The sequence below is a fragment of the Bradyrhizobium sp. 956_D2_N1_4 genome (assembly GCF_052076025.1).
In the GTDB taxonomy this organism is placed as follows: domain Bacteria; phylum Pseudomonadota; class Alphaproteobacteria; order Rhizobiales; family Xanthobacteraceae; genus Bradyrhizobium; species Bradyrhizobium barranii.
Genome location: NZ_CP197237.1, coordinates 4,942,311 through 4,963,630 on the forward strand (window position 1 = coordinate 4,942,311; position 21,320 = coordinate 4,963,630).

Here is a 21,320-nt window from a genome sequence, read left to right on the forward strand (position 1 = left end):
CCCATCCTTGTGCGATGCGCGCTGATCAGCGCGATGTCGCCAACGTCGTCCCTAGGGCGGGCGGCATTCTGAGTCCAAGCCAAATCCGGCATCGATCAATGCTGGAGTTGCATCGATCGATCATGCATCACTTCGAGGGCGCGACCGGCGAATGCCCCCGTTTTTCCGAAATCGCCTGCACCGGCGCGTTACTTGACGCCAGAGGTAGAGCCCGCCCAAGATGCGCCGAAACGGAACATCGCGAGGGAAATGCCCATGCCGCGGAAGCTGATCGATATTTCCGTGCCGCTCAGAAACGACGTGACGGCCGATCCGCCGGGCAATCACCCGACGATCCAGTATATTGATCACCAGCAGGGCCTGCCCCGCATGCTGCAGTTCTTCGACGGCCTCAAGGCGGAGGATTTGCCGGATGGCCAGGGCTGGGCGGTCGAGCAGGTCTCGCTGTCCACCCACAACGGCACGCATCTCGACGCGCCCTGGCACTTCCACCCGACCATGAATCGCGGCGAGCGGTCATGGACGATCGACGAGGTGCCGCTCGAATGGTGCCTGCAGCCCGGCGTGAAGCTCGACTTCCGCCACCTGCCCGATGGGTACGTGGTGACTGCCGACGACGTCGAGAAGGAGCTGAAACGGATCGGGCACACGCTGTCGCCGCTGGAGATCGTGGTCGTCAACACCAGCGCCGGCGCCAAATTCGGCCAGGCCGATTACGTCAACTCCGGCTGCGGCATGGGCTATGAGGCCACCATGTACCTGCTCGAACGCGGCGTGCGGCTGACCGGCACCGACGGCTGGAGCTGGGACGCGCCGTTCGTCTATACCGCGAAGAAATATGCCGAAACAAAAGATGCCGGCCTGATCTGGGAAGGTCACAAGGCGGGACGACACATCGGCTATTGCCATCTCGAGAAGCTGCACAATCTCGACAAGCTGCCGTCGACCGGATTCACGATCTCATGCTTCCCGGTAAAGATCGAGCGAGCGTCCGCAGGGTGGACCCGAGCGGTCGCCATCGTCGACAGTCAGGTCTGAGCTTCACTCGCCGTCGAGGCCGCTCTCGGCGAGGTCGCGCAGCGCATCGGTATCCAGCACGACGATGGCGCCGTGCTCGAGACGAACCCAGCTGCGGCCGGCCCAGGCGCGCAATTGCTTGTTGATGCTCTCGCGCGTCATCCCCACCATCTCGCTGATCTCCTGCTGCGTGATGGCGAGCGTGCCGCTGCCGGAGTCGAACTTGCGCTCTTCGGTGAGACCGAGCAGCGCGCTCGCAAGCCGGCCCGGCAGATTTTGCAGGATTACCTGCTCGACCTGCTGGCTGGTCCAGCGCAGGCGCGCGCAAAGCAACTCGATGAATTTCATCGCCAGCGCCGGCTGGCTCTTCACGAATGGCAGGAAGTCGCGACGGTCGATGATGTAGAGTTCGCAATTGGTGTTGGCAGTCGCGTCAGCCGAGCGCGGCGCGCCGTCGAGAACCGCGATCTCGCCAAAGATTTCTCCAGGACCGATCAGATTGAGAATAGCGTTCCTTCCATCCGGCGAAGAGGAGGAAATCTTCACTGTTCCCGTGATCACCGCGAACAGGTTGTTGCCGGGATCGCCCTTGGCGGCGATCGTCGCACCGCGCTTCACCGTGGTGTGTTTGGCGTAGCGGCAGAGCTGATCGAGCGCATCTGGCTCCAGATCCGCGAAGATCGGATGCTTGCGCAGGACCGATAATTTGTTGCCCGCCGCTTGTCGGGGGTCGCCGGTCTTGTCCTGAGGCACGCCGCTCGGCTCCTAAGACTGCGAGGCACTGGAGTTCCTGCGTAGTCAACGTTAGCAGGCTTTTCAACCGGAAAGCATGTGCACGGTTTGAGCCAAATACGGCGAAAATGCCGCGGTCGGGCGCCAAAGCGGCATCCGGGGGATGAGCCAATGTGTCCCGGTCGATGCAGAGTTGCACTATCGCGCGCACCATTGCGTTGAGGCGCTGCCGCCGGCCGCGAGCTGGCCGTGGAAGCCTCCGCGGCAAGCACGGTAAAACGCGATTGTGATCTCAGGACCGTCAGTGCTTGGCCTCCGAATCGGGCCGACCTGCGCTGGTTTGCCGGTCTGCCCATGCCAAAGCCCCGGCGAATGTGACAAAAACGACCACGACAGCGATCGTCACCAGCAGTGCGTCAGTCGGCATGATGCCCTCCCCTGTTATTTTGGGCATTATTGGCGGCGCACGACCGCCGTCATTGATTGGGATCAAAATTGGCGAGCGCCGGATCAGGCCGCAGCCAAGGCCTCGACCTTCGCCGGATCGAGCAGGCTGATGCCGCCTTGAACGATCTCGATCACCCCATGTCGTTCCAGCTTGGTGAAGGTGCGACTGACGGTTTCGATGGTCAGGCCGAGATAATCGGCGATGTCCTGACGACTCATCGGCAGCTGAACCGTGTCCGACGCCCCCTTCAGCGAGAATAGCCGCTCGCGCCAGGCGAGCAGAAACGTCGCAACTTTCTCGTCCGCCGATCGGCGGCCGAGCAGGACCATGTGGTCGCGCGCCTGGCTCAACTCGCGAATCGCCAGCTCGTTGATCCGCCTGAGCAGATGCGGCCGGCTCTCGACGAAGCGGCCGAAGGGCGCCTTTGCGAACTGGCACAGTGTGACGCCACCGATCGCATCGGCCGAAAAATTGTGACGGCCGGAAATATTCATCCCCAGGAAATCGCCTGGTAACGCAAATCCCACGATCTGCCGCCGACCGTCGGGCAACAGCTTGTAGAGCCGCATGACGCCGTCGAGGAGATTGTAGAACGAGGTCGTGGTGTCCTCCTCGGAGAAGACGGTCTCGCCCCCCTCAAAGAGGACGCGGCGTCCCAGATGCTCGAATTCCCTGAGCTCGGCCGGGTCCAGCGACGAACACACCGCGAAGTCGCGGACCGCACAATCGCTGCAGAAATGCCCGTTCGGCTCGATCGTCACCACGGAAGCCTTCATCTACCGCTCCAAGCACCGGCTGCCCCGCATCAGGCCGAGCCCACCGCGCGGGCTGCATTTTACTGCACTGCGCCAAAGCCGATTGACCCAGATCAATTTTGGCGGGCATGGCCGTCTTGTGCTGTTGCTAGACCGCCTGCACCGTCCAGCCGATCAGCTCCTTTGCAATGCGGGCGAAAGCTGTGTCGAACGCTGCGACCGCTGCGGCCGGCTCGACCTTGTCAAGCGTCTCGCTGGTCTCGACGAGGCGCGACGCCACCACCTTGCCGTTCTTGTCGACGATGCGTGCCGACAGTCCGATCTCGACCCGAGCCTCGCCTTCCGTGGCGATCCGGAAGCGCCTGATGTCGATCAGGAGCTGGTAGTCCGCCTGGCCGAGATCGCTCGTGCGCAACGGCGCGTGAACGATGTCGTAATTCTCAAAACTGTCGATCAGCCGCGCCTGCACCAGTTTTGGAATGCTGTCGGCCCAGAGGAATTCCGCAAAGCCCGGATTATCCCCGCTGGGTGCAAACAACATCCGCTGGGTCTGGAGCATCGCGACCGCGGTCGGCTCGGGAATCGCCAGTGACGCCGAAAGCGTCTTGCCGGCCGGCCCAAAATTCTGCGGCGTGCGCAGGTCGTAGGTGATCTTCTGCGCCGGCGTCCCGCCGCCGGTCATCTTTTCGAGGCCTGCCAGAATACCGTCGATTTTGCCGGTGTTGCGCGCGAGCCCGTCGGAGAATGTCTTGAGGTTCGCGATGGTGTCCTTCAGCGGACCGGAATTGTCCTCCAGCACGGTGTCGACCCGTCGCAGCGCATCGCGCGCAGCCTGCGTCATGCTCTGGCCTGCACCGGCTTCGGCGATCAGGGTCACGGGCTCGCCGGCCTTGGCAACGATCATGCCGCCCTCCAGCGTCACCACCGGCACGCCGGTCAGCCCCTGGAAATCCAGCCCGACCTTCGTGTCGGTACGCACGGGTGTCGTCGAGGCAACCGAGATCGTCGCATTGACAAAGCGCGGATTATCCGGCGCGAGGCCGATCTGCGTCACCTCGCCGACCCGGATGCCGTTGAACAGCACACCGGCACCGACCAGCAGGCCCGGCACCGGCCCCTGGAATTGCACATGATAGTTTGCGCGCGGCCCGATGCCGCCCGTGTTGTTCAGCCAATAGACGAAGCCGAACACCGCGAGGATAGCGGCCAGCACGAAGCTGCCGATCAGCACGTAGGGAGCGCGGGTTTCCATGTCTCATCTCATCTGGTGTTGCAGCATCTGCGAGCGCTTGCCGTGGAAATAGGCGCGCACCCAGGGATGCTCGGATTGCAGCAATTCGTGCATCGGGCCGATCGCCACGATCTTGCCGTCGGCGAGCGCGGCGACGCGGTCGCAGACTGTGGTGAGGCTCGCAAGATCATGGGTGACCATGAACACGGTGAGGCCGAGGGTCTTCTGCAGCGTCCCGATCAGCGCGTCAAAATCGCCGGCGGCGATCGGGTCGAGACCGGAGGTCGGCTCGTCCAGGAACAGGATCGGCGGATCGAGCGCGAGTGCGCGGGCCAGCGCCACGCGTTTGGTCATGCCGCCCGAGAGCTCGGACGGATATTTGTCGGCGTCCTGCGCCCGCAGCCCGACCATCTCGAGCTTGGCGATCGCGATCTCGTCCATCAGCTCTTGCGACAACACCAGATTTTCGCGCAACGGAAACTGGACGTTCTGCCGGACCGTCAGCGAGGAGAACAGCGCACCCTGCTGGAAAAGGATGCCCCATGTCGTGGCTGCGCCCTCCTTGCGACCGCCGACGGGCTGTCCCATCACGTCGATGGTGCCGGCCTGGCGTGGGATCAGGCCGATGATGGTGCGCATCAACACCGACTTGCCGCCGCCGGACGCACCGACGAGCCCTAGGATTTCGCCCCGGCGGACGTCGAGCGAGAGATGATCGAGCACGGTCTGGCGGCCAAAGCCGACCACGAGGTCGCGGACGCGGATCGCGAACTCCTCTTGCGACTGCTCCATCGTCACATTCCGATCGAGGCAAAGAAGATCGCGAAGAGGCCGTCGAGAACGATCACCAGGAAGATCGACTTCACCACTGACGTCGTGGTTTGCCGCCCCAGCGACTCGGCGCTGCCCTTCACGCGCAATCCTTCGCTGCAGGCGACGATCCCGATCACCAGAGCCATGAAGGGCGCCTTCAGGATGCCGACCTCGAAATGGGTGACGGAGATGGCCTCATGCAGCCGCGCGATATAGATCGCCGGCGCCATGCCGCCGTAGAATTGCGCGACCAGCCCTCCGCCATAAAGCGCCGCAACTGCCCCAATGAACGCGAGGATCGGCAGCGCGATGACGAGGGCTGCTACTCGCGGCAGTATCAGGACATGGACGGGATCGAGGCCCATGGTCGAGAGCGCGTCGATCTCCTCGCGCATCTTCATCGAGCCGAGCTCGGCGGTGTACGCGCTCCCCGACCGGCCGGCGACCATGATGGCGACGATCAGCACACCCAGCTCGCGCAGCACCAGGATTCCGACCATGTCGACAGTGTAGGACTCCGCACCGAACCTACGGAAATGAAAGAACCCCTGCTGGGCGATGATGGCACCGATCAGGAAGGTAATGAGAACGACAATCGGAATGGCCTGCCAGCCGATCCGGTAGAGCTGATAGACAAGCGATGTCAGCCGCAGCGAGCGTGGCCGGCGCAGCACGCCGATCACGGCGATGAACAATGCACCGAGCATTTGAAGAAAAATCGTGACGTCTTCGCGCGCGCCAACCGTGGATTTGCCGAGATCGCCGAGCCTGAGCAGGACCGGGTTTGGCGCGGCCGCAACCGCCGGGGTGTGGCGGTTGACCTGGCGCACCTCGTCCATCAGGCCGCTGAAATGATCGGCGACGCCGACGAATTCGGCCGATCTGCCGGATGATGCGGCCCGTCGCGACAGCTTCTCCAACACCCAGGCGCCGAGCGTGTCGAGCGCACTGACGCCGGACATGTCCAGCGTCACGGCGCTGGATCGATCGACATCGGCCCCGACCGAACGGGACAGCGTCTCGAGCGCCGAGACGTTGGCTGCCGTCCACGGCCCTTCCGGGCGCAATTTCAGCGCATCGCCGGAGGGCGTTGCCAGCAACAGCGGTTCGGAGTTCACGCATCCACCTCATCGGGACAATTGGCCCCCATTCAGCCGCCACTTCTAGGCCAGCATATGGCGGCCGGGTTGACCTGTCTCAACACCAGGACCGCGCGCCGTCCCTTGACGCAAATCAAGCGCGGCCGCGCCGCCGGGCCTTAGGGTCTCTTCCATTCAAGGGAGTTCTCAAATCCATGTTCAACAGCGACAGGATGAGCGAAGAACTGCGAGCGCTGAAGGTTGACGTCACGCGTCTGCTGAGCACCGCAGGCGAAGAGATGTTCGACAGCTCGAAAGACCGGACCGAGGCTCTGGCCGATCAGATCAAGGCTGCGCTTGCCGAGCTCGGAGAAACCGTCAGCGACGAGCAGGAGCAGCTTCAGCGCCTCATTGCGGAACGCCCGGTCACGTCGCTGGCCTCGGCTTTCGCGCTCGGCGTGGTCGTCGGCGTCATGCTGAGGAGTCACTAGGTGAACACGGAAAATGTCGTCAAACATCTGCGTGCACTGTGGCGCACCGACAGGATCATCGCGGACATCAGGCTGCGCCATCTGTTGATCGGTCTCGGCCTGCGGGCCTTCGCGGCGCTGATCGCGACATTCGGGCTCCTGATGCTGGAGCTGTCGGCCTATTTCGCCCTGGTCCAGATCTGGAGCGCAATTGCGGCGGCCGCCATCCTCGGCACCGTCAATTTCGCCATCGCGGCGATTCTCCTCATCGTTGCCGGCCGTCCTCCATCCGGCCGCGACATCGAGCTCGCCAATGAAATTCATGGCGCATCTATCGAAGCCTTGCAGCTCGAGGCGCGGGCGCTCCAAGCCCAGGTGTCAGGCGCGGTCCATCATCCGCTCAGCACGATTGTGCCGGTGCTGGTGCCGCTGATCGCGATCATCGTCAAGAGTCTGCGGAAAACGGCCACGGAATCCGCCGCATCGCGCGAAGCGCACTCGTGATCGGAACGCTCAGAGCTTGAGCCTGACGTCACAGAGGTCGGGCTCGGTCGAATCCGGCTTCACGTCGAAGCCGAGCTGGCGGCACATCTCAAGCATTGTGGTGTTCTCCCTGAGAACATCACCCGAGATGGTCTTCAGCCCCTCCGACCTCGCATAGTCGATGATCAACTGCATCAACGCCCATCCGAGCCCCCTGCCCTTGAGGTCCGACCGCAGCAGGATCGCATATTCGCCGCTCTCATAGACCGAGTCCGAATGGAGCCGGACCACGCCGACCATCTCGCCGGTCGCTTCGTCGAATGCGATGAAGGCCATTGCGCGCGCATAGTCGAGCTGGGTCAGGCGCGCGATGAACTCGTGGGTGAACTCCTTCATCGGCGCGAAGAAGCGCAGGCGGAGGTCGTGCGCCGTGACGTGACGCAGGAATTCGTGGATGGTCGGCTCGTCCTCGGGACGCAAGGGCCGTACGAAGATGCGCCAGTCGTCCTTGAGCGCCAGGCGGCGCTCCCACTGCGACGGATAGGCCCGGACGGCGAAGTTGGCCGGGCCGGAGCCGGCGAATTTGCGCTGCGGCGGCCCCACCGCGACGCGGGCGTCGACCGCAGTCACGCCGGTCTCGTCCGCAAGCAGTGGGTTGATGTCGAATTCACGGATCTCGGGAATGTCAGCGGCCATCTGGGCGAGCTTGACCAACACCATCGCGACGGCGTCCTGCTCGACCGCGGGTACGTCGCGATAGGCCTGCAGCAGCCGTGATACGCGCGTGCGGCCGATCAGGTCGCGGGCGAGCTGCAGATCAAGCGGCGGAAGCGCCAGTGCCTTGTCGTTGATGATCTCGACCGCCGTCCCGCCCCGGCCGAAGACGACGACGGTGCCAAAGGTGGGATCGTCGGCAAGACCCAGGATCAGCTCACGCGCCTTCGCCTTGACGACCATCGCCTGCACGATGACGCCCTCGATGCGGGCTTCGGGACGGAGCTTCCTCGCCCGCGCGAGAATGTCGGTGGCAGCCGCGCGCACGGCCTCCGGCGTGGTCAGATTGAGGACGACGCCGCCGACGTCCGATTTGTGGACAATGTCGCGCGACATGATCTTCAGCACGACCGTGACGCCCTGCACGAACATCTCGCTGGCGTAGGCGACGGCCTGCTCGACATCGGTCGCAGCACGAGTCGGTACCATCGCGATATCATAGGCTCCGAGCAGGTGCTTGATCTCGACGGGATCGAGCCATTTGCGGCCGTCCGCGATCGCAGCGGCGACGATCTGCCTGGCAGCCCGGGCGTCAGGCACGAACGTGTCGGGCATCGCGGGAGGGACCTGGCTCAGCTCCTCTACGACCTCGCGATGCCTCACGAGATGCATGAAGCCGCGCACCGCATCATCTTCGGTCGGATAATTCGGAATGCCCGCGCCGGAGAGCGCCTGAATGATGTTCTGATCGGCTCCGACCCAAGCCGCCAGCACGGGCTTCGCCCATCGGCGCTGCTGCTCGCGATATTTGCCGACGAGCTCGGTCACGGTCGCGGCGATGTCGGCCGCCGGGGCGATCGCGGTCTGCACGTTGAGGACGAGGACGGCATCATTATCAGGGTCCGCGAGCAGCACCTCCAGCGCCGCCGCGTAGCGCGATGCATCGGCATCACCGACGATGTCGACGGGATTCGCACCGGACCAGGTCGGCGGCAGCACCGCATCGAGGCTCTTGCGCGTCGCGGCCGAGATGGACGCCGGGATTCCACCAAGGTCCACCAGCCGATCCACGGCCAGGACACCGATGCCGCCGCCATTGGTGAGGATAGCGAGACGCTTTCCCGCCGGCGGCTCGACGCGACCGAGCGTCTCGGCGCAATCGAACAGCTCGCGCAGATCGGAGACTCGCAGGACGCCCGCACGGCGGAACGCGGCATCATAGACGGCGTCGGCGCCGGCGAGCGCGCCCGTATGGGTTGCCGCGGCTTTGGCACCCTGCGCCATGCGGCCGGACTTGACCACGACGACCGGCTTCACGCGCGCCGCGGCCCGTGCCGCCGACATGAACTTGCGCGCGTCCTTGATGGCTTCGATATAAAGCAGGATCGCGCGGGTCTTGTGATCCATCGCGAAATGGTCGAGCAGGTCGGCAATATCGACATCGATCTGATCGCCGATCGTGACAATGCCGGAGAACCCGACGCCGCGCTGCGCAGCCCAATCCACCATTCCGGCCGCGATCGCGCCGGACTGCGAGATCAGCGCGAGGTTGCCCGCCCCCGGCATGTGTGCGGCAAAGCTGGCATTGAGGCTGACGCCGGGCATCATGATGCCGAGGCAGTTCGGCCCAATCAGCCGCATGCCGTATTTGCGTGCCGCAGCGATCGCGGCCTCGTGCAGGGATCCCGGTCCATGACCGAGGCCCGCCGAGACGATCAGCGCGCCGGCCGAGCCCCGACGTCCGGCCTGATCAATGATGCCAGGGACCTCTCGCGCCGGCGCGGTGATGACCACGAGCTCGGGCACGAAGTCCAGCCTGTCCAGACTGCCCACCGCAGCGATGCCGCCGATCTCGGCATGGCGCGGATTGACGAGGCCGAACCGACCCTTGAACTCGGCTTTGTGAATGTTCTCGAGAACGGCGCGTCCGACCGAGACCGGGCGGGCGCTCGCGCCGACGAGCGCAACCGAACGCGGCGACAGCAGATTCTTCAAGCGATAGGTTGACATGAAAGCATATGCGCCCGGTCGGTGGCGATTCCGATGGTTGACGATCGGCCGATAAACTGGCGATGCGCCTAGTGCGAGATCATAACCCAGCACGGCGGCTGGCCAATGACAGTCTTTGTCACACCACCCCAGACGATCTCGTTCAGGCGTGAATGATGGTAGGCCCCCATCACGATCGCGTCCATGGCATGGGAATTCGCCCAGCTTCCGAGCACCTTGCCGATCGAGCTGCCGCCGCCCTTCGCGGTTTCGAACGAGGCGTAGACCCCGTGTTCCCTCAGATGGTCGACGAGCGCGGTTCCGGATTGCACGATGGCATCGGTCTTGTCGTCCGCCACCGTAACCACCCGGACGGATGCCGCAGCCTGAAGAATGGGCAGCGCGTCGCCAACGGCCCGCGCGGCACGGGCGGAGTGATCCCAGGCGATCATGACGTTCTCGAACTCCGGTCGCAGCTCGTCCACATGCTGTTCCGGGCAGAGCAGCAGCGGCCGGCCGGATTCGAACAGGAGCGTTTCGATGATGCGCTCCGTTCGGCTGTCATGCGGCCTCACGGGGACCAGCATCAGATCGCTGAAGCGCGCATGCTCGGCCAGGATCGACGCGATCTGGTCCGCCGGCACCTTACCCGATCGGCTTTGGGCGCGAATGTTGGCGCGGGAGGCTGCATTGGTGAAGGCGTTGAGGAGTTGCTGCACGTCGCTTACCTCACGCGAACCGCTCGCCTCCGCGGAATCCAGATCGCCAGGGCTGATGACCGTCGGCCGCACGAAAACATCTTCCTCGAGCGCGAGCGCGGTGATCCTGGCGCCGAGGTCGGCGGCGACAGCCACGCATGTCGCGATCGCAGCGAGGGCCGGCCCGCGCGGCTGGCCGACAAGCGGCAGAAAGACATCCTTGATGGGCATCGGGTTTCTCCTTACCGGTCAGGATAAGCCACCTTTCGCCGGGAAGCTTGATCCTCCTCAAGGCGGGAACACCGCGCAGCCAGCCGACGACAGGCTTTGACCGGTGTCAAGGACTGGCCCCGATCCGCCTCTAAGGATTAGCCTGCTGCCTCACCGCTGACGCATCTGGAAATGCCTGCTGAGATGACAGACGATTCTGCAATCCAGGAACGGGTCTTCGAAGCTCTAAACGCGCGTCCTGGCGTAAAGCGGATCGACACCCACGCAGCGTCGGTGTTTCTCGACGGAACGCGCGCCCTGAAGATCAAGCGGGCTGTCAAGTTTCCATTCCTCGACTATTCGACGCTCGAAAAGCGCGAGGCGGCCTGCGAAGAGGAGATCAGGATCAACCGGCCGCTCGCGCCGCAAATCTATCACCGCGTCGTGGCGATCACGGAGGAGCCGGATGGATCGATCGAGATCGACGGTCGCGGCCGGCCGGTCGAGTATGCAGTCGACATGTCCCGCTTCGACGAAAACCGGACGCTGGACCATGTGGCAAATGCCGGCCCGCTGGATGCAGCGCTCGCCCCGGCCATCGCGGATGCGATCGCAGCATCGCATGCGAGAGCGCCCGTCGCGGATGGCGCCGCGTGGATTGCCTCCATTCCTGCTCTGATCGATGGCAACAGCACCGGGCTGCGCAATGGCGATCATTTCGAAGCCGCCCAGATCGAGCAACTCTGCGAAGCCTCACATCAGGCATTCCTGCGCGTCCGCGCTACACTGGAACAACGCGCGCGCCACGGTTTCGTGCGCCGCTGTCACGGTGACTTGCATCTTGCCAATATCGTGCTGATCGACCGGCAGCCTGTCCTGTTCGACGCGATCGAATTCGACGCGCAGATGGCGACCGTGGACATGCTCTATGATCTTGCGTTCACGCTGATGGACCTGCTGCGCCACGACCAGTCGGCCACGGCCAATGCCGTCCTGAACCATTATCTGATGACGGCGCCCGGCGAAACGCTCGACGCCCTGGCTGCGCTGCCACTGTTCATGTCCATGCGCGCGGCGATCCGTGCGCAGGTGGCGCTGGCGCGGCTGAGGCGGCCTGATGCCGACGGCCCCGGCACTCTCGACGAGGCGCGCCGCTATTTCGAGCGCGCCCAGGCTCTGATTCATCCCCCCGCCCCTCGCCTGATCGCGGTTGGCGGACTATCGGGCACCGGCAAATCCGTGCTCGCCCGCGCGCTGGCGCCCGCCGTGGCGCCACAGCCCGGCGCCGTCGTGCTGCGCAGCGACGTCATTCGCAAGCAGCTGTTTCAGGTGGGACACACCGAACGGCTACCGCCGTCCACGTACCGGCCTGACGTGACGGCGCGCGTCTACGAGGTGCTGATGCAGCGCGCCCGGCAGGTTCTGGCGCAAGGCCATTCGGCCATCGTCGACGCCGTCTTTGCGCGCGAGTCCGAGCGAAACGAGATGGCCGCCCTGGCACGCGAGTGCGGCGCACCGCTCAATGGACTATTCCTCGTCGCCGACCTCGCCACCCGCCAGGCGCGAATCGGCGGCCGCCGGGGCGACGCTTCCGACGCCACGCAAGAGGTTGCCGCGCAGCAAGAGCACTATAGTATCGGCCATGTCGGTTGGGCGACCATCGATGCATCCGGGACACAAGCGCAGACGCTCCAGAACTGCCGGGACGTAATCGCTGAGGGCAAATAAGGCAATCCGATTGGCGCGGGCTAGGATGGCGCGACCCACCACGAGTTCGATGGCGACCGCTCGCGCCAAGCCTGCGGCGCGACGCAATGTTCTGCCCGGCCGCCTCAGCCCCGGTATGGCCTGCGACACCGCGTTCCGGATCATCGCCCGCCGTCACCTCGATGCCGTCCTCGCCCAGCACGATGGCACCTGCCACGGCGATCCGGAGGCGCTGCATCAGATCCGGATCGCACTGACGCATCTGCGCACCGCCATCCGCTTCTTCTCGCCCATGGTCGACGATGCCCTGCGGCCGAATGTCTGGGCCGAACTGAAATGGCTGAACAGCCAGCTCGGCATGGTGCGCGACCTCGACGTGGCGATCGAGCGGGTTATCGCCGAGAGCGGGGGCGAGCTTGACGTGATCGCCGAGCTTCAGCATTGGGACGAGAAGCGCGCCGAGAGCCACCGCCTGCTGGCGCGCGCGCTGCAATCGGCGCGGTATCGCCGTCTTGTCGAGCAGACCTCGGCCTGGATCGAGAGCGGTCCTTGGTCGACCCGGCGCAGCAAGGAAGCCATCCGATTGCGCCGCTGCCCGCTTGCCGACCACGCGACGGCGCAGCTCACGGAATGGGAAACGACGCTGCTCAGGAAGGCGCGGAAACTGCGCAAGCTCGACGTCGAAAAGCGGCACAGGCTGCGGCTCCTCAACAAGCGCCTGACCTATTCGATCGAATCGCTGGAGGATTTGTTTGCAGACGAATCGCTGACAAAACAGAAGTCGATCCTCAAGCAATTGCGCAAGGCGCAGAAGTCCCTCGGGCAATTGAACGACGATGCGCGAGGGCAAACCCTGGCAGCGTCACTGAACGAGGCCGTCCCCGAGGCGGGCATTCGTTTCCTCAACCGGAAGCGAGAAAAGAAGCTGTTGCGGACCGCCTCGAACGCCTACCGGAAACTGGACAAGGCCAAGCCGTTCCGCTCCTCCGACCTCGCCCCGAATGCAGAGCCCGAGGATTAGGTGCGACCAGCTTGACTTGGGTCAAATCAGCTTCCTGCCGGTGACCTAAGCTCCACACATCGATATTCGTGTGAACTTGCGGAGCTTCCCCATGCGCGCCCACCAGATCATGACCCGCTCGGTCATCTCGGTTGCCCCCCACACCAGCATCGTCGAGGCGGCAAACATCATGCTGAAGCGGCACGTCAGCGGCCTCACCGTGGTCGACGATGCCGGCAAGCTGGTCGGCGTGGTCTCCGAGGGGGATTTCGTCCGCCGCAGCGAAATCGGCACCGGGCGCAAGCGAGGCCGCTGGCTGCGGTTCATCCTCGGCCCCGGCGCATCCGCCAGCGATTTCGTCCACGAACATGGCCGCACGGTCTCGGAGGTGATGACCGCCTCGGTCGTGACCATCACCGAGGATACGGCGCTCGCGGAGATCGTTGATCTCATGGAACGGAACAACGTAAAGCGGTTGCCGGTGGTGCGCGGCGACAAGGTCGTCGGCATCGTCTCCCGCGCGAATCTGTTGCAGGCGGTGGCGGGGCTCGCCCGCGAGGTACCGGATCCGACGGCCGACGACGATCACATTCGCGGCCGTATCATCGACACCATGGAGAAAAACGACTGGTGCCCGTTCGGACTGAACGTCATCGTCCGGGGCGGCATCGTTCATCTCAGCGGCGTCATCACCGAGGAACGCGCGCGTCAGGCCGCCGTCGTTGCGGCGGAGAACGTCGAGGGTGTCAAGAAGGTGCACGACCATCTGTGCTGGGTCGACACCGTATCGGGCGTCTATCTGAATTCGCCCGAGGACGACGATCTCGCCAAGGCCAGCTAGGTGCGAACCAAAGGCGGCTTAGCGGGGAATGACGGCGGTGGCTTCGATCTCGACGCGCGCCGCCTTCTCGACGAGGCGGACGACCTGCACCAGTGCCATCGCAGGATAGTGCGCACCGAAGGTGGCGCGGTAGCTCTTGCCGAGCTCCCTCAGGTTCGCCAGGTATTCGTCCATGTCGACGACGTACCAGGTCAGGCGCACGAGGTGCTCGGGCCGCGCACCCGCCTCCGCCAATATCTCGGCGATGTTGCTCAGGGCTTGGCGCACCTGCGCGACAAAGCCGTCCGCGAGACGCTCCTCGGCGTCCCAGCCGATCACGCCGCCGGTGACGACGATGCGTCCCTCGGCGGCCATGCCGTTGGCATAGCCTTTCGGTAGCGGCCAGCCAGACGGTTGGAGCACCTGCGCCCTGGAGCCGGTTTCGTCCTCGGCTGCTGTCGGCAGCACCGCGAGGTGCGGACCTTTCGGCGTCGTCACGGACAATTCTTCATCCTTCTCTTATTCCGCCGCAACGCCAGAGGACGTCGCTGCAGCCTGCGCCAACTGCCGCAGGGCAAATCGCTTCAACTTGCCGGTCTCGGTCTTCGGCAGTTGCGCCACGAACTCGATCGCGCGCGGATATTTGTAAGGCGCAATCTCACGTTTGACATGCTCCTGCAACTCCGCTGCGAGTTGAGCGTCCGGCGTCACGCCGGGGGCGGCGATGACATAGGCCTTCACGATCATGCCACGCGCCTCGTCCGGCGCACCGACGACGCCGCACTCGGCTACGGATGGATGCGTCAGCAGCGCTGCCTCCACATCCGTGCCCGCGATGTTGTACCCGGCTGACACGATCATGTCGTCGGAGCGCGACTGGTACCAGAAGTAGCCGTCGCTATCCATCAGATAGGTATCGCCGGTGATGTTCCAGCCGTTCTGGACGTATTTGCGCTGCCGCTCGTCGGCGAGATAGCGGCAGCCGGTCGGACCGCGCACCGCGAGCCGCCCTATCGTGCCCGGCGGCAGGTCATTGCCGTCGTCATCGACGATTTTTGCTTCGTAACCCGGCACGGGTTTGCCGGTTGCGCCGGGACGGATCTCGTCCTCGGTCGCGCTGATGAAGATGTGCAGCAGCTCGGTCGAACCGATGCCGTCCATCAGCTTGATGCCGGTGGCCTTGAGCCAGGCATCGAATGTCGGCTTGGGGAGGGTCTCGCCGGCAGAGACGCACTTTCGCAGCGAGGAAATGTCGCGACCTGCGAGCTTGCCGATCATGGCGCGATAGGCGGTTGGCGCGGTGAAGCAGACCGAGGTCTTGTATTGCTCGATCGCCGTCAGCATGTCGTCCGGCGTCGTCTTCTCCAGCACGACGAAGGAAGCGCCGATATGCATCGGAAACAACACGCCGCCGAAGCCGAAGGTAAAGGCGAGCGGCGCTGAACCGACGAAGCGATCCTTCTGCTCCGCCCTCAAGATGTTGTGCGCATAACCGTCGCAGACCGCCAGCATATCCCGATGGAAATGCATGGTGCCCTTGGGATCGCCCGTCGTGCCCGACGTGAAGGCGATCAGGCAGATGTCATCGGCGGCGGTATCGACCGCCTTGAACTCCGGGCTCGCATCAGCAATCAGCGCCTCGAGCGAGTCCGACGCGCCGTTGCCCCAATAGACCACGTGCTTGAGGCCGGGCGCCGCCGCTTTCGCCTTCTCCATCTCCTCCGAGAGTTTTCCATCGCAGAGCGCCAGCGTAATCTCCGCCTTCTGGATCGGATAAGATAGTTCCTTGGCGCGCAGCAGAGGCATGGTCGCCACGACGATGCCGCCAGCCTTGATCACCGCGAGATAGGTCGCAACCATCATCGGATTGTTGGCGGAGCGCAGCAGCACGCGTCCGCCGGTTACGAGACCTTGCTTGCGAACCAGCACGTTGGCGATGCGGTTCACGAGCGCTTGCAGCTCGCGATAGGTGTAGCTGACGGCCGGACTGATGACGCACGGCGCGTCGCCGTGGCCCTGCTCGACCCAGCGGTCGAGAAAATAGCTGACGCAGTTCAATCGCGGCGGGTAGTGCAGCTCCGGCCGCGTGAAGATGAATTCAGGCCAGAACTCTCGCGGCGGCAGATGCTGCCGTGCGAATGTATCGACGTGGGCTGTCGCGGCGTTGCCGTCATACGAGCCCGACTCTTGAGCCTTAGCGGCGTTGGCCATCGCACGCTCCTTTCAGCATGGAAAGCACCCGGCAGCATCATCTGGGAAACATTTTAGGCTTAAAACAATTCGGCGCAATAGCGGATTTTGGGCATCCCATGCATTTTCCTGCGGCAAGGTGGGACTGGCGGGGGCCGCGGCTGGCGGACTACGGCCGGCGGCGACCGGCCGATTTCTGCGCCGACGCCTTTGTCTTGGCCAGGAGCCGCATCAATTCGCGGACATCCTTCGGGGTCAGGTCGGCGAAGAGATCGGCGATCCAGGTCTCGTGCTCCGCGGCCATCCTGCGAAACTCGGCGCGACCCAGCTTTGTGAGGCGGATCACCTGGACGCGGCGGTCCGTCTCCGAGGTGCGCCGGTCGAGATGGCCCGATTCCACCAGCCGTTCGACGAGGCCGGTGACGTTACCGTTGGACACCATCATGCGCTTGGAGACGTCGGACAGCGTCATGCCGTCGGGCGCCTTGTCGAGCTGCGCCATCAGGTCGAACCGGGGCAGCGTGACGTCGAAGCGCTGTCGCAGGCGGCCGCGGACTTCGCCTTCGATCAGGTTCGTGCAGGTGAGCAGACGCAGCCACAGCCGAAGCTCTTCGGCGTGGTCCTCCGGCGTCTCGACGGCCTTGGTCTCGGAATCGAGCATCTCGATGCAGTCACTCATGGCCGGCCTTGGCGCCAGCACGGATTCCCCAACGTTTTGAGCTTCAAATAAATCGGCCCCGGCCGCAAGCCTAAAGCTGCAACAATCGACCACATCCGAATTTCTTTAGGCTTCAAATAACTGGCGCGCCGCTTGCATGCGCCACGGCCTGCAGGATGGCCGCGCCTTGAGCTTGCTTGCCGCGGCCGCCATCATCGGCATAAGCTTGGATTGGAGAACGCGGCTTGCTGCGCAAGCCCGATCGTCACGGGGGACACATCATGAAGACGCAAATGACCTTGGCCGCTGCCGCCCTGCTGCTCGGCACCGCGGTGAGCCCTTCCCTCGCCCAGGAGAAGATCAAGCTGGGCGTGGTCGTGACCCTGTCGGGCCCCGCCGCCGCACTTGGCCAGCAGGTCCGCGACGGCTTTGCGCTCGCCGTGAAAGATCTCGGCGGCAAGATGGGCGGCCGAGATGTCGAGGTGATCGTCGCCGATGACGAGTTGAAGCCCGACGCAGCGGTCACGAAGGTCAAGGGCCTTCTGGAGCGCGACAAGGTCGACTTCGTGGTGGGCCCGATCTTCTCCAACATCCTCCAGGCGATCCACCGCCCCATTACGGAGTCCAAGACGTTCCTGATCAGCCCCAACGCCGGCCCATCGACTTTCGCCGGCAAGGACTGCAACCCGTTCTTCTATGTGACGTCGTATCAGAACGACCAGGTCCACGAGATCCTCGGCAAGGTCGCGCAGGATCGCGGCTACAAGCGCATGTATCTGATGGTGCCGAACTATCAGGCCGGCAAAGATTCAGTGGCGGGCTTCAAGCTCGACTACAAGGGCGAGATCGTCGAAGAATCCTACATGCCGCTGAACACGCTGGACTTCCAGCCGGAACTTTCCAAGATCTCGTCGCAGAAGCCCGATGCGCTGTTCACGTTCATGCCGGGCGGCCTCGGCGTCAATCTCGTCAAGCAATACCGGCAGGCTGGCCTTGCCGACAGCATTCCGGTGCTCTCGGCTTTCACGGTGGATGAATCGACCTTGCCGGCGCAGCAGGATGCGGCCGTCGGCATGTTTGGCGGCGCGAACTGGGCGCCCAATCTCGACAACCCCCAGAACAAGAAGTTCGTCGCGGCCTATGAAGCCGCCTACAACGTCGTGCCCGGCACCTACGCTTTCCAGGCCTATGACGCCGCGATGCTGATCGACAGCGCGGTCAAGGCCGTGAAAGGCGATCTCTCGAACAAGGATGCGGTTGGAGCTGCGCTGAAGAAGGCCGACTTCACCTCTCTGCGCGGCGCCTTCAAGTTCAACACCAACGGCTATCCGATCCAGGATTTCTATCTGACCAAGGTCGCCAAGCGTGCGGACGGCAAGTTCCAGACCGAGATCGTTCAGAAAGTCTTTGAGAACTATGGCGACCGCTATGCCAAGGACTGCAAGGCGGCAAACTAAGCCGCACCGCATTACGGGAGGACTGCAATGAAAAGCGAAATCACCGGCATCACACGGGCCAATGAAGGGATCCAGGGCATTTCCTGGAACATCCTCGGCCAGACCTACGTGCCGAAGAGCAATACCGAGCACAGCTTCTCCTGGCACGCGACATTGCCGCCGGGCACATTCGTGCCGCCGCACATCCATCCCGACCAGGATGAGTATCTCTACATGCTCGAGGGCAAGCTCGACTTCATGCTCGGCAATTCGGAGTCGCAGGCGACCGCGGGCGATCTGATCCGCCTCGGCATGGGTGTGCCGCACGGCATCTTCAACAAGTCGGAGCAGACCGCAAAGGTGCTGTTCTGGGTGTCGCCGACCCGCAAGCTGTTCGACCTGTTCTGGGGCCTTCACAATATGAAGGAACAGAAGCCCGAGGACGTGGTGGCGATGGCCGCCGAGTTCAACATCCACTTCCTGCCGCCGCCGCCCGGCGGCTAGCAGCGAGTCCTAAGCGCGCACCGCCGCCAGACCCGGCACTGCGGCGAAGCCGGCCTTGGTGGCGTAGCCGCGGACGATCGCCTCGCGCTGGGAATAGCTCAGCACGTTATCGACGTTGTCGAAGCCATCGGGCGCAAGCTGCTCGACTGCGTCGATGACGCCCTCGGGACCGCCGCGCCGGTTGGATCGGACGATGTCAGCGGTCATCGGCAGACGCTTCTTCTCATATTCAAGCAAAGCCTGGCGCGGATGCTCGGCGCGCACCAGCGCATCGGCAAGGCAGCGCGCGTCGAGGATCGCCTGAGATGCGCCGTTGGAGCCGACCGGATACATCGGATGCGCGGCGTCACCGAGCAGCGTAACGCGCCCGGACGACCAGTAAGGCAAGGGATCGCGGTCGCAGGTCGGATATTCGTAGAATTCCGGCGTTGCCGAGATCAGGCTCTTGACGTCGATATAAGGCACCGAGAAGCGCGCGACATGCGGCATCAACTCCTCGCGCCGGCCGGGCCGCGACCAGTCTTCCTTCCGGGGCGGCGGGGCATTACCTTCGCCGACCTTCACCAGCACCGCCCAGTTGGTGAGACGGCTCGCCGGGCTCGATCCCTCTGCGATCGGATAGATCACCACCTTGGCGTTGAGGCCGCCGGCCACGATCATCGACTTGCCGGTGAGGAACAGCGGCCAATCGCGCGCACCGCGCCATAGCATCAGGCCGTTCCAGCACGGCGGTCCCTCGTTCGGGAACAGCGTGTCGCGAATGCGTGAATGGATGCCGTCAGCGCCGATCAGGATATCGCCGCGCGCAGTATGGATGTGCGCGCCCGAGCGGTCGAAGAAATAAGCGGTGACGCCGCCCTCGTCCTGCGTGAAGGCGCCGAGGCGGCAGCCGGTGTGAATTGCCTCCGGTCCGAGCCGCTCCTCGACGGCGCGATGGATGACGCCCTGAAGGCGGCCGCGGTGAATCGAGAATTGCGGCACGTCATGGCCGGCGTCGATGCCGCGGGCTTCACGCCAGACCTCCTGGCCGTGGCGATTGAGGTAATAGAGCTGGTCGGTGCGGATCGCGACGTCGTCGAGCTGCTGGAGGAGACCGAGGCCGGCAAGCTCCCGCATCGCATGCGGCAGCGTGTTGATGCCGACGCCGAGTTCGCGGATGGTGTCGGCCTGCTCGAAAATCTCGCATCCGATGCCGCGCGAGCGCAGCATCAATGCCGTGGTGAGACCACCGATACCGCCACCGACGATAATCGCCTTCATCGCCCTTACTCCACTCGAAAATACGCCAGGCAATGGGGTTAAAGTCGCACGGGCGGTCACTCCGCCGCAAGCGGCTTTGTCGCCTCCGCCTTGAGCTCGGCCCGGGTCTTGGGCTTAGCCTTAATTCTCAGCTTCTCGAGATCCCGCCGGTCGCGCACGTCGTTGCAGAAAATCTGATCTGTTCCGGGCAAGTACTGCGGCGCAAATCCCCATTGCTGGCTTCCCGCAGCAAGTCCGGGGCTCAGTCGCCCCTGAAGACCGGCTTGACCTTGTTGGCGAACGCTTCAAAGGCGCGCTCGAAATCCGCTGTGGTCATGCACAAGGCCTGGGCAACGGCTTCCGCTTCGATCGCCTCTTCAATCGACATCGCCCATTCCATCGCCAGCATCCGCTTGGTCATGGTGTTGCCGAAGGTCGGGCCTTCCGCGACCTGCTTGGCCAGCAACTGCGCCTGGGGCAGCACCTGCTCGGGCGTGACGATGCGGCTGAAAAAGCCCCAGCGCTCGCCCTCCTCCGCCGTCATGAACCGGCCGGTGTAGAGCAGCTCGGAGGCGCGGGACTGTCCAATGATCCGCGGCAGGATCGCGCAGGCGCCCATGTCGCAGCCGCCAAGGCCGACCTTGTTGAAGAGGAACGCGACCTTCGCGCCGCTCGCCGCGAGCCGCATATCCGATGCCATCGCGATGATCGCGCCGGCGCCGGCGCAGATGCCTTCGACCGCGGCCACAATGGGTTGAGGGCAGGCCCGCATCGCTTTGACGAGGTCGCCGGTCATCCGCGTGAAGGCGGTCAGCCCCTTGGTGTCCATCTTCACGAGCGGGCCGATGATCTCGAACACATCGCCGCCGGACGAGAAGTTACCGCCGGCGCCGGTGACGATGATGGCCTTGACTGCATCATCGAAAGCGCAGGCGCGGAAGAAATCCGTCAGTTCCCGATAGCTCTCGAAGGTCAGTGGATTCTTCCGCTCGGGACGGTTGAGCGTCACCGTGGCAACGCTGTCGACCACCGCCAGCAGGAAGTGCTGCGGCGAATAATCCGCGAGCGGCACGGTCACAGGATTGGCTGGTCTGCTCATGCGATCTCCTAACTATGTTTGTTCCGCG

At 64.1% G+C, this 21,320-nt stretch carries 21 protein-coding genes; 8 read left to right on the forward strand and 13 right to left on the reverse strand.

The features are described from left to right. Positions 1-255: 255 nt before the first annotated feature. Positions 256-1,038 (forward strand): cyclase family protein, encoded by a 783-nt coding sequence (locus tag AB7535_RS23450; RefSeq protein ID WP_085405925.1) that lies wholly within the window; start codon positions 256-258, stop codon positions 1,036-1,038. A gap of 3 nt (positions 1,039-1,041) precedes the next feature. Here AB7535_RS23450 and AB7535_RS23455 read toward each other — a convergent pair whose 3' ends face one another. The 6 genes from AB7535_RS23455 to AB7535_RS23480 form a co-directional block, all read right to left on the reverse strand. Then, positions 1,042-1,770, reverse strand: coding sequence for a Crp/Fnr family transcriptional regulator (locus AB7535_RS23455; protein WP_085405788.1), 729 nt, complete (start codon positions 1,768-1,770; stop codon positions 1,042-1,044). A 280-nt stretch (positions 1,771-2,050) separates the two neighbouring features. Continuing rightward, the gene (locus AB7535_RS23460) at positions 2,051-2,176 is read right to left on the reverse strand and encodes a hypothetical protein (protein WP_256376474.1); all 126 of its coding nucleotides are present in this window, start codon (positions 2,174-2,176) and stop codon (positions 2,051-2,053) included. Positions 2,177-2,259: 83 nt separating this feature from the next. Next, complete coding sequence (locus AB7535_RS23465; RefSeq protein WP_354134236.1) at positions 2,260-2,973, reverse strand: helix-turn-helix domain-containing protein; 714 nt, start codon at positions 2,971-2,973, stop codon at positions 2,260-2,262. Positions 2,974-3,100: 127 nt separating this feature from the next. After that, positions 3,101-4,204: an ABC-type transport auxiliary lipoprotein family protein gene (locus AB7535_RS23470; RefSeq protein ID WP_439035318.1), complete on the reverse strand. Its 1,104-nt coding sequence runs from the start codon at positions 4,202-4,204 to the stop codon at positions 3,101-3,103. A 3-nt stretch (positions 4,205-4,207) separates the two neighbouring features. Continuing rightward, positions 4,208-4,975, reverse strand: a complete 768-nt coding sequence (locus AB7535_RS23475) for an ABC transporter ATP-binding protein (RefSeq protein ID WP_167768084.1) — start codon at positions 4,973-4,975, stop codon at positions 4,208-4,210. Between the two features lie 2 nt (positions 4,976-4,977). Beyond that, entirely contained in the window at positions 4,978-6,114 is a 1,137-nt protein-coding gene (locus tag AB7535_RS23480) for an ABC transporter permease (RefSeq protein WP_135215101.1), read from the reverse strand. 176 nt (positions 6,115-6,290) lie between these two features. Between AB7535_RS23480 and AB7535_RS23485 the strand changes: the two genes are divergently transcribed. Both AB7535_RS23485 and AB7535_RS23490 read left to right on the forward strand, forming a co-directional pair. Beyond that, positions 6,291-6,566, forward strand: coding sequence for a hypothetical protein (locus AB7535_RS23485; RefSeq protein WP_354134238.1), 276 nt, complete (start codon positions 6,291-6,293; stop codon positions 6,564-6,566). Further along, on the forward strand, positions 6,567-7,049 hold the full coding sequence (locus AB7535_RS23490; RefSeq protein WP_439035319.1) for a phage holin family protein: 483 nt from the start codon (positions 6,567-6,569) through the stop codon (positions 7,047-7,049). A 9-nt stretch (positions 7,050-7,058) separates the two neighbouring features. On the opposite strand, the gene AB7535_RS23495 is transcribed toward AB7535_RS23490, so the two are convergent. Together AB7535_RS23495 and AB7535_RS23500 are read right to left on the reverse strand one after the other, a co-directional pair. Then, positions 7,059-9,752: a bifunctional acetate--CoA ligase family protein/GNAT family N-acetyltransferase gene (locus AB7535_RS23495; RefSeq protein ID WP_439035320.1), complete on the reverse strand. Its 2,694-nt coding sequence runs from the start codon at positions 9,750-9,752 to the stop codon at positions 7,059-7,061. A 68-nt stretch (positions 9,753-9,820) separates the two neighbouring features. Then, entirely contained in the window at positions 9,821-10,660 is an 840-nt protein-coding gene (locus tag AB7535_RS23500; protein ID WP_439035321.1) for a universal stress protein, read from the reverse strand. A gap of 183 nt (positions 10,661-10,843) precedes the next feature. On the opposite strand from AB7535_RS23500, the gene AB7535_RS23505 reads away from it, so the two are divergent. From AB7535_RS23505 to AB7535_RS23515, 3 genes are all read left to right on the forward strand, one after another. After that, positions 10,844-12,367 carry an AAA family ATPase gene (locus AB7535_RS23505; RefSeq protein WP_439035322.1) on the forward strand — a complete coding sequence of 508 codons (1,524 nt, stop codon included), beginning with the start codon at positions 10,844-10,846 and terminating at the stop codon, positions 12,365-12,367. A 25-nt stretch (positions 12,368-12,392) separates the two neighbouring features. After that, complete coding sequence (locus tag AB7535_RS23510) at positions 12,393-13,367, forward strand: CHAD domain-containing protein (RefSeq protein ID WP_439035323.1); 975 nt, start codon at positions 12,393-12,395, stop codon at positions 13,365-13,367. Between the two features lie 91 nt (positions 13,368-13,458). Further along, positions 13,459-14,187 carry a CBS domain-containing protein gene (locus AB7535_RS23515; protein ID WP_439035324.1) on the forward strand — a complete coding sequence of 243 codons (729 nt, stop codon included), beginning with the start codon at positions 13,459-13,461 and terminating at the stop codon, positions 14,185-14,187. A gap of 18 nt (positions 14,188-14,205) precedes the next feature. Here the strand turns inward: AB7535_RS23515 and AB7535_RS23520 are convergent, their stop codons facing one another. The 3 genes from AB7535_RS23520 to AB7535_RS23530 form a co-directional block, all read right to left on the reverse strand. Beyond that, positions 14,206-14,664, reverse strand: a complete 459-nt coding sequence (locus AB7535_RS23520; RefSeq protein WP_354123911.1) for a RidA family protein — start codon at positions 14,662-14,664, stop codon at positions 14,206-14,208. 21 nt (positions 14,665-14,685) lie between these two features. After that, a complete protein-coding gene (locus AB7535_RS23525; protein ID WP_439036979.1) occupies positions 14,686-16,377 on the reverse strand; it encodes a benzoate-CoA ligase family protein in 1,692 nt (563 codons plus the stop codon). 148 nt (positions 16,378-16,525) lie between these two features. Beyond that, a complete protein-coding gene (locus tag AB7535_RS23530) occupies positions 16,526-17,035 on the reverse strand; it encodes a MarR family winged helix-turn-helix transcriptional regulator (protein ID WP_439035326.1) in 510 nt (169 codons plus the stop codon). Positions 17,036-17,295: 260 nt separating this feature from the next. Between AB7535_RS23530 and AB7535_RS23535 the strand changes: the two genes are divergently transcribed. Both AB7535_RS23535 and AB7535_RS23540 read left to right on the forward strand, forming a co-directional pair. After that, positions 17,296-18,471, forward strand: a complete 1,176-nt coding sequence (locus tag AB7535_RS23535; protein WP_354246536.1) for an ABC transporter substrate-binding protein — start codon at positions 17,296-17,298, stop codon at positions 18,469-18,471. Between the two features lie 27 nt (positions 18,472-18,498). Then, positions 18,499-18,954 (forward strand): cupin domain-containing protein, encoded by a 456-nt coding sequence (locus AB7535_RS23540; protein WP_007601580.1) that lies wholly within the window; start codon positions 18,499-18,501, stop codon positions 18,952-18,954. A gap of 9 nt (positions 18,955-18,963) precedes the next feature. Here AB7535_RS23540 and AB7535_RS23545 read toward each other — a convergent pair whose 3' ends face one another. Together AB7535_RS23545 and AB7535_RS23550 are read right to left on the reverse strand one after the other, a co-directional pair. Next, on the reverse strand, positions 18,964-20,214 hold the full coding sequence (locus AB7535_RS23545; protein WP_439036980.1) for a flavin-dependent oxidoreductase: 1,251 nt from the start codon (positions 20,212-20,214) through the stop codon (positions 18,964-18,966). Between the two features lie 241 nt (positions 20,215-20,455). Continuing rightward, positions 20,456-21,292, reverse strand: a complete 837-nt coding sequence (locus AB7535_RS23550) for an enoyl-CoA hydratase family protein (RefSeq protein ID WP_014493756.1) — start codon at positions 21,290-21,292, stop codon at positions 20,456-20,458. Positions 21,293-21,320 lie beyond the last annotated feature (28 nt).

What these genes read in the sequence shown, in the direction of transcription:
- AB7535_RS23485 (WP_354134238.1), top strand. Translation starts at nt 6,291, where the DNA reads ATGTTCAACAGCGACAGGATGAGCGAAGAACTGCGAGCGCTGAAGGTT.
- AB7535_RS23510 (WP_439035323.1), top strand. Translation starts at nt 12,393, where the DNA reads ATGGCGCGACCCACCACGAGTTCGATGGCGACCGCTCGCGCCAAGCCT.
- AB7535_RS23535 (WP_354246536.1), top strand. Translation starts at nt 17,296, where the DNA reads ATGAAGACGCAAATGACCTTGGCCGCTGCCGCCCTGCTGCTCGGCACC.
- AB7535_RS23495 (WP_439035320.1), bottom strand. Translation starts at nt 9,752, where the DNA reads ATGTCAACCTATCGCTTGAAGAATCTGCTGTCGCCGCGTTCGGTTGCG.
- AB7535_RS23540 (WP_007601580.1), top strand. Translation starts at nt 18,499, where the DNA reads ATGAAAAGCGAAATCACCGGCATCACACGGGCCAATGAAGGGATCCAG.
- AB7535_RS23465 (WP_354134236.1), bottom strand. Translation starts at nt 2,973, where the DNA reads ATGAAGGCTTCCGTGGTGACGATCGAGCCGAACGGGCATTTCTGCAGC.
- AB7535_RS23530 (WP_439035326.1), bottom strand. Translation starts at nt 17,035, where the DNA reads ATGAGTGACTGCATCGAGATGCTCGATTCCGAGACCAAGGCCGTCGAG.
- AB7535_RS23525 (WP_439036979.1), bottom strand. Translation starts at nt 16,377, where the DNA reads ATGGCCAACGCCGCTAAGGCTCAAGAGTCGGGCTCGTATGACGGCAAC.
- AB7535_RS23545 (WP_439036980.1), bottom strand. Translation starts at nt 20,214, where the DNA reads ATGAAGGCGATTATCGTCGGTGGCGGTATCGGTGGTCTCACCACGGCA.
- AB7535_RS23460 (WP_256376474.1), bottom strand. Translation starts at nt 2,176, where the DNA reads ATGCCGACTGACGCACTGCTGGTGACGATCGCTGTCGTGGTCGTTTTT.
- AB7535_RS23515 (WP_439035324.1), top strand. Translation starts at nt 13,459, where the DNA reads ATGCGCGCCCACCAGATCATGACCCGCTCGGTCATCTCGGTTGCCCCC.
- AB7535_RS23550 (WP_014493756.1), bottom strand. Translation starts at nt 21,292, where the DNA reads ATGAGCAGACCAGCCAATCCTGTGACCGTGCCGCTCGCGGATTATTCG.
- AB7535_RS23470 (WP_439035318.1), bottom strand. Translation starts at nt 4,204, where the DNA reads ATGGAAACCCGCGCTCCCTACGTGCTGATCGGCAGCTTCGTGCTGGCC.
- AB7535_RS23450 (WP_085405925.1), top strand. Translation starts at nt 256, where the DNA reads ATGCCGCGGAAGCTGATCGATATTTCCGTGCCGCTCAGAAACGACGTG.
- AB7535_RS23500 (WP_439035321.1), bottom strand. Translation starts at nt 10,660, where the DNA reads ATGCCCATCAAGGATGTCTTTCTGCCGCTTGTCGGCCAGCCGCGCGGG.
- AB7535_RS23475 (WP_167768084.1), bottom strand. Translation starts at nt 4,975, where the DNA reads ATGGAGCAGTCGCAAGAGGAGTTCGCGATCCGCGTCCGCGACCTCGTG.
- AB7535_RS23505 (WP_439035322.1), top strand. Translation starts at nt 10,844, where the DNA reads ATGACAGACGATTCTGCAATCCAGGAACGGGTCTTCGAAGCTCTAAAC.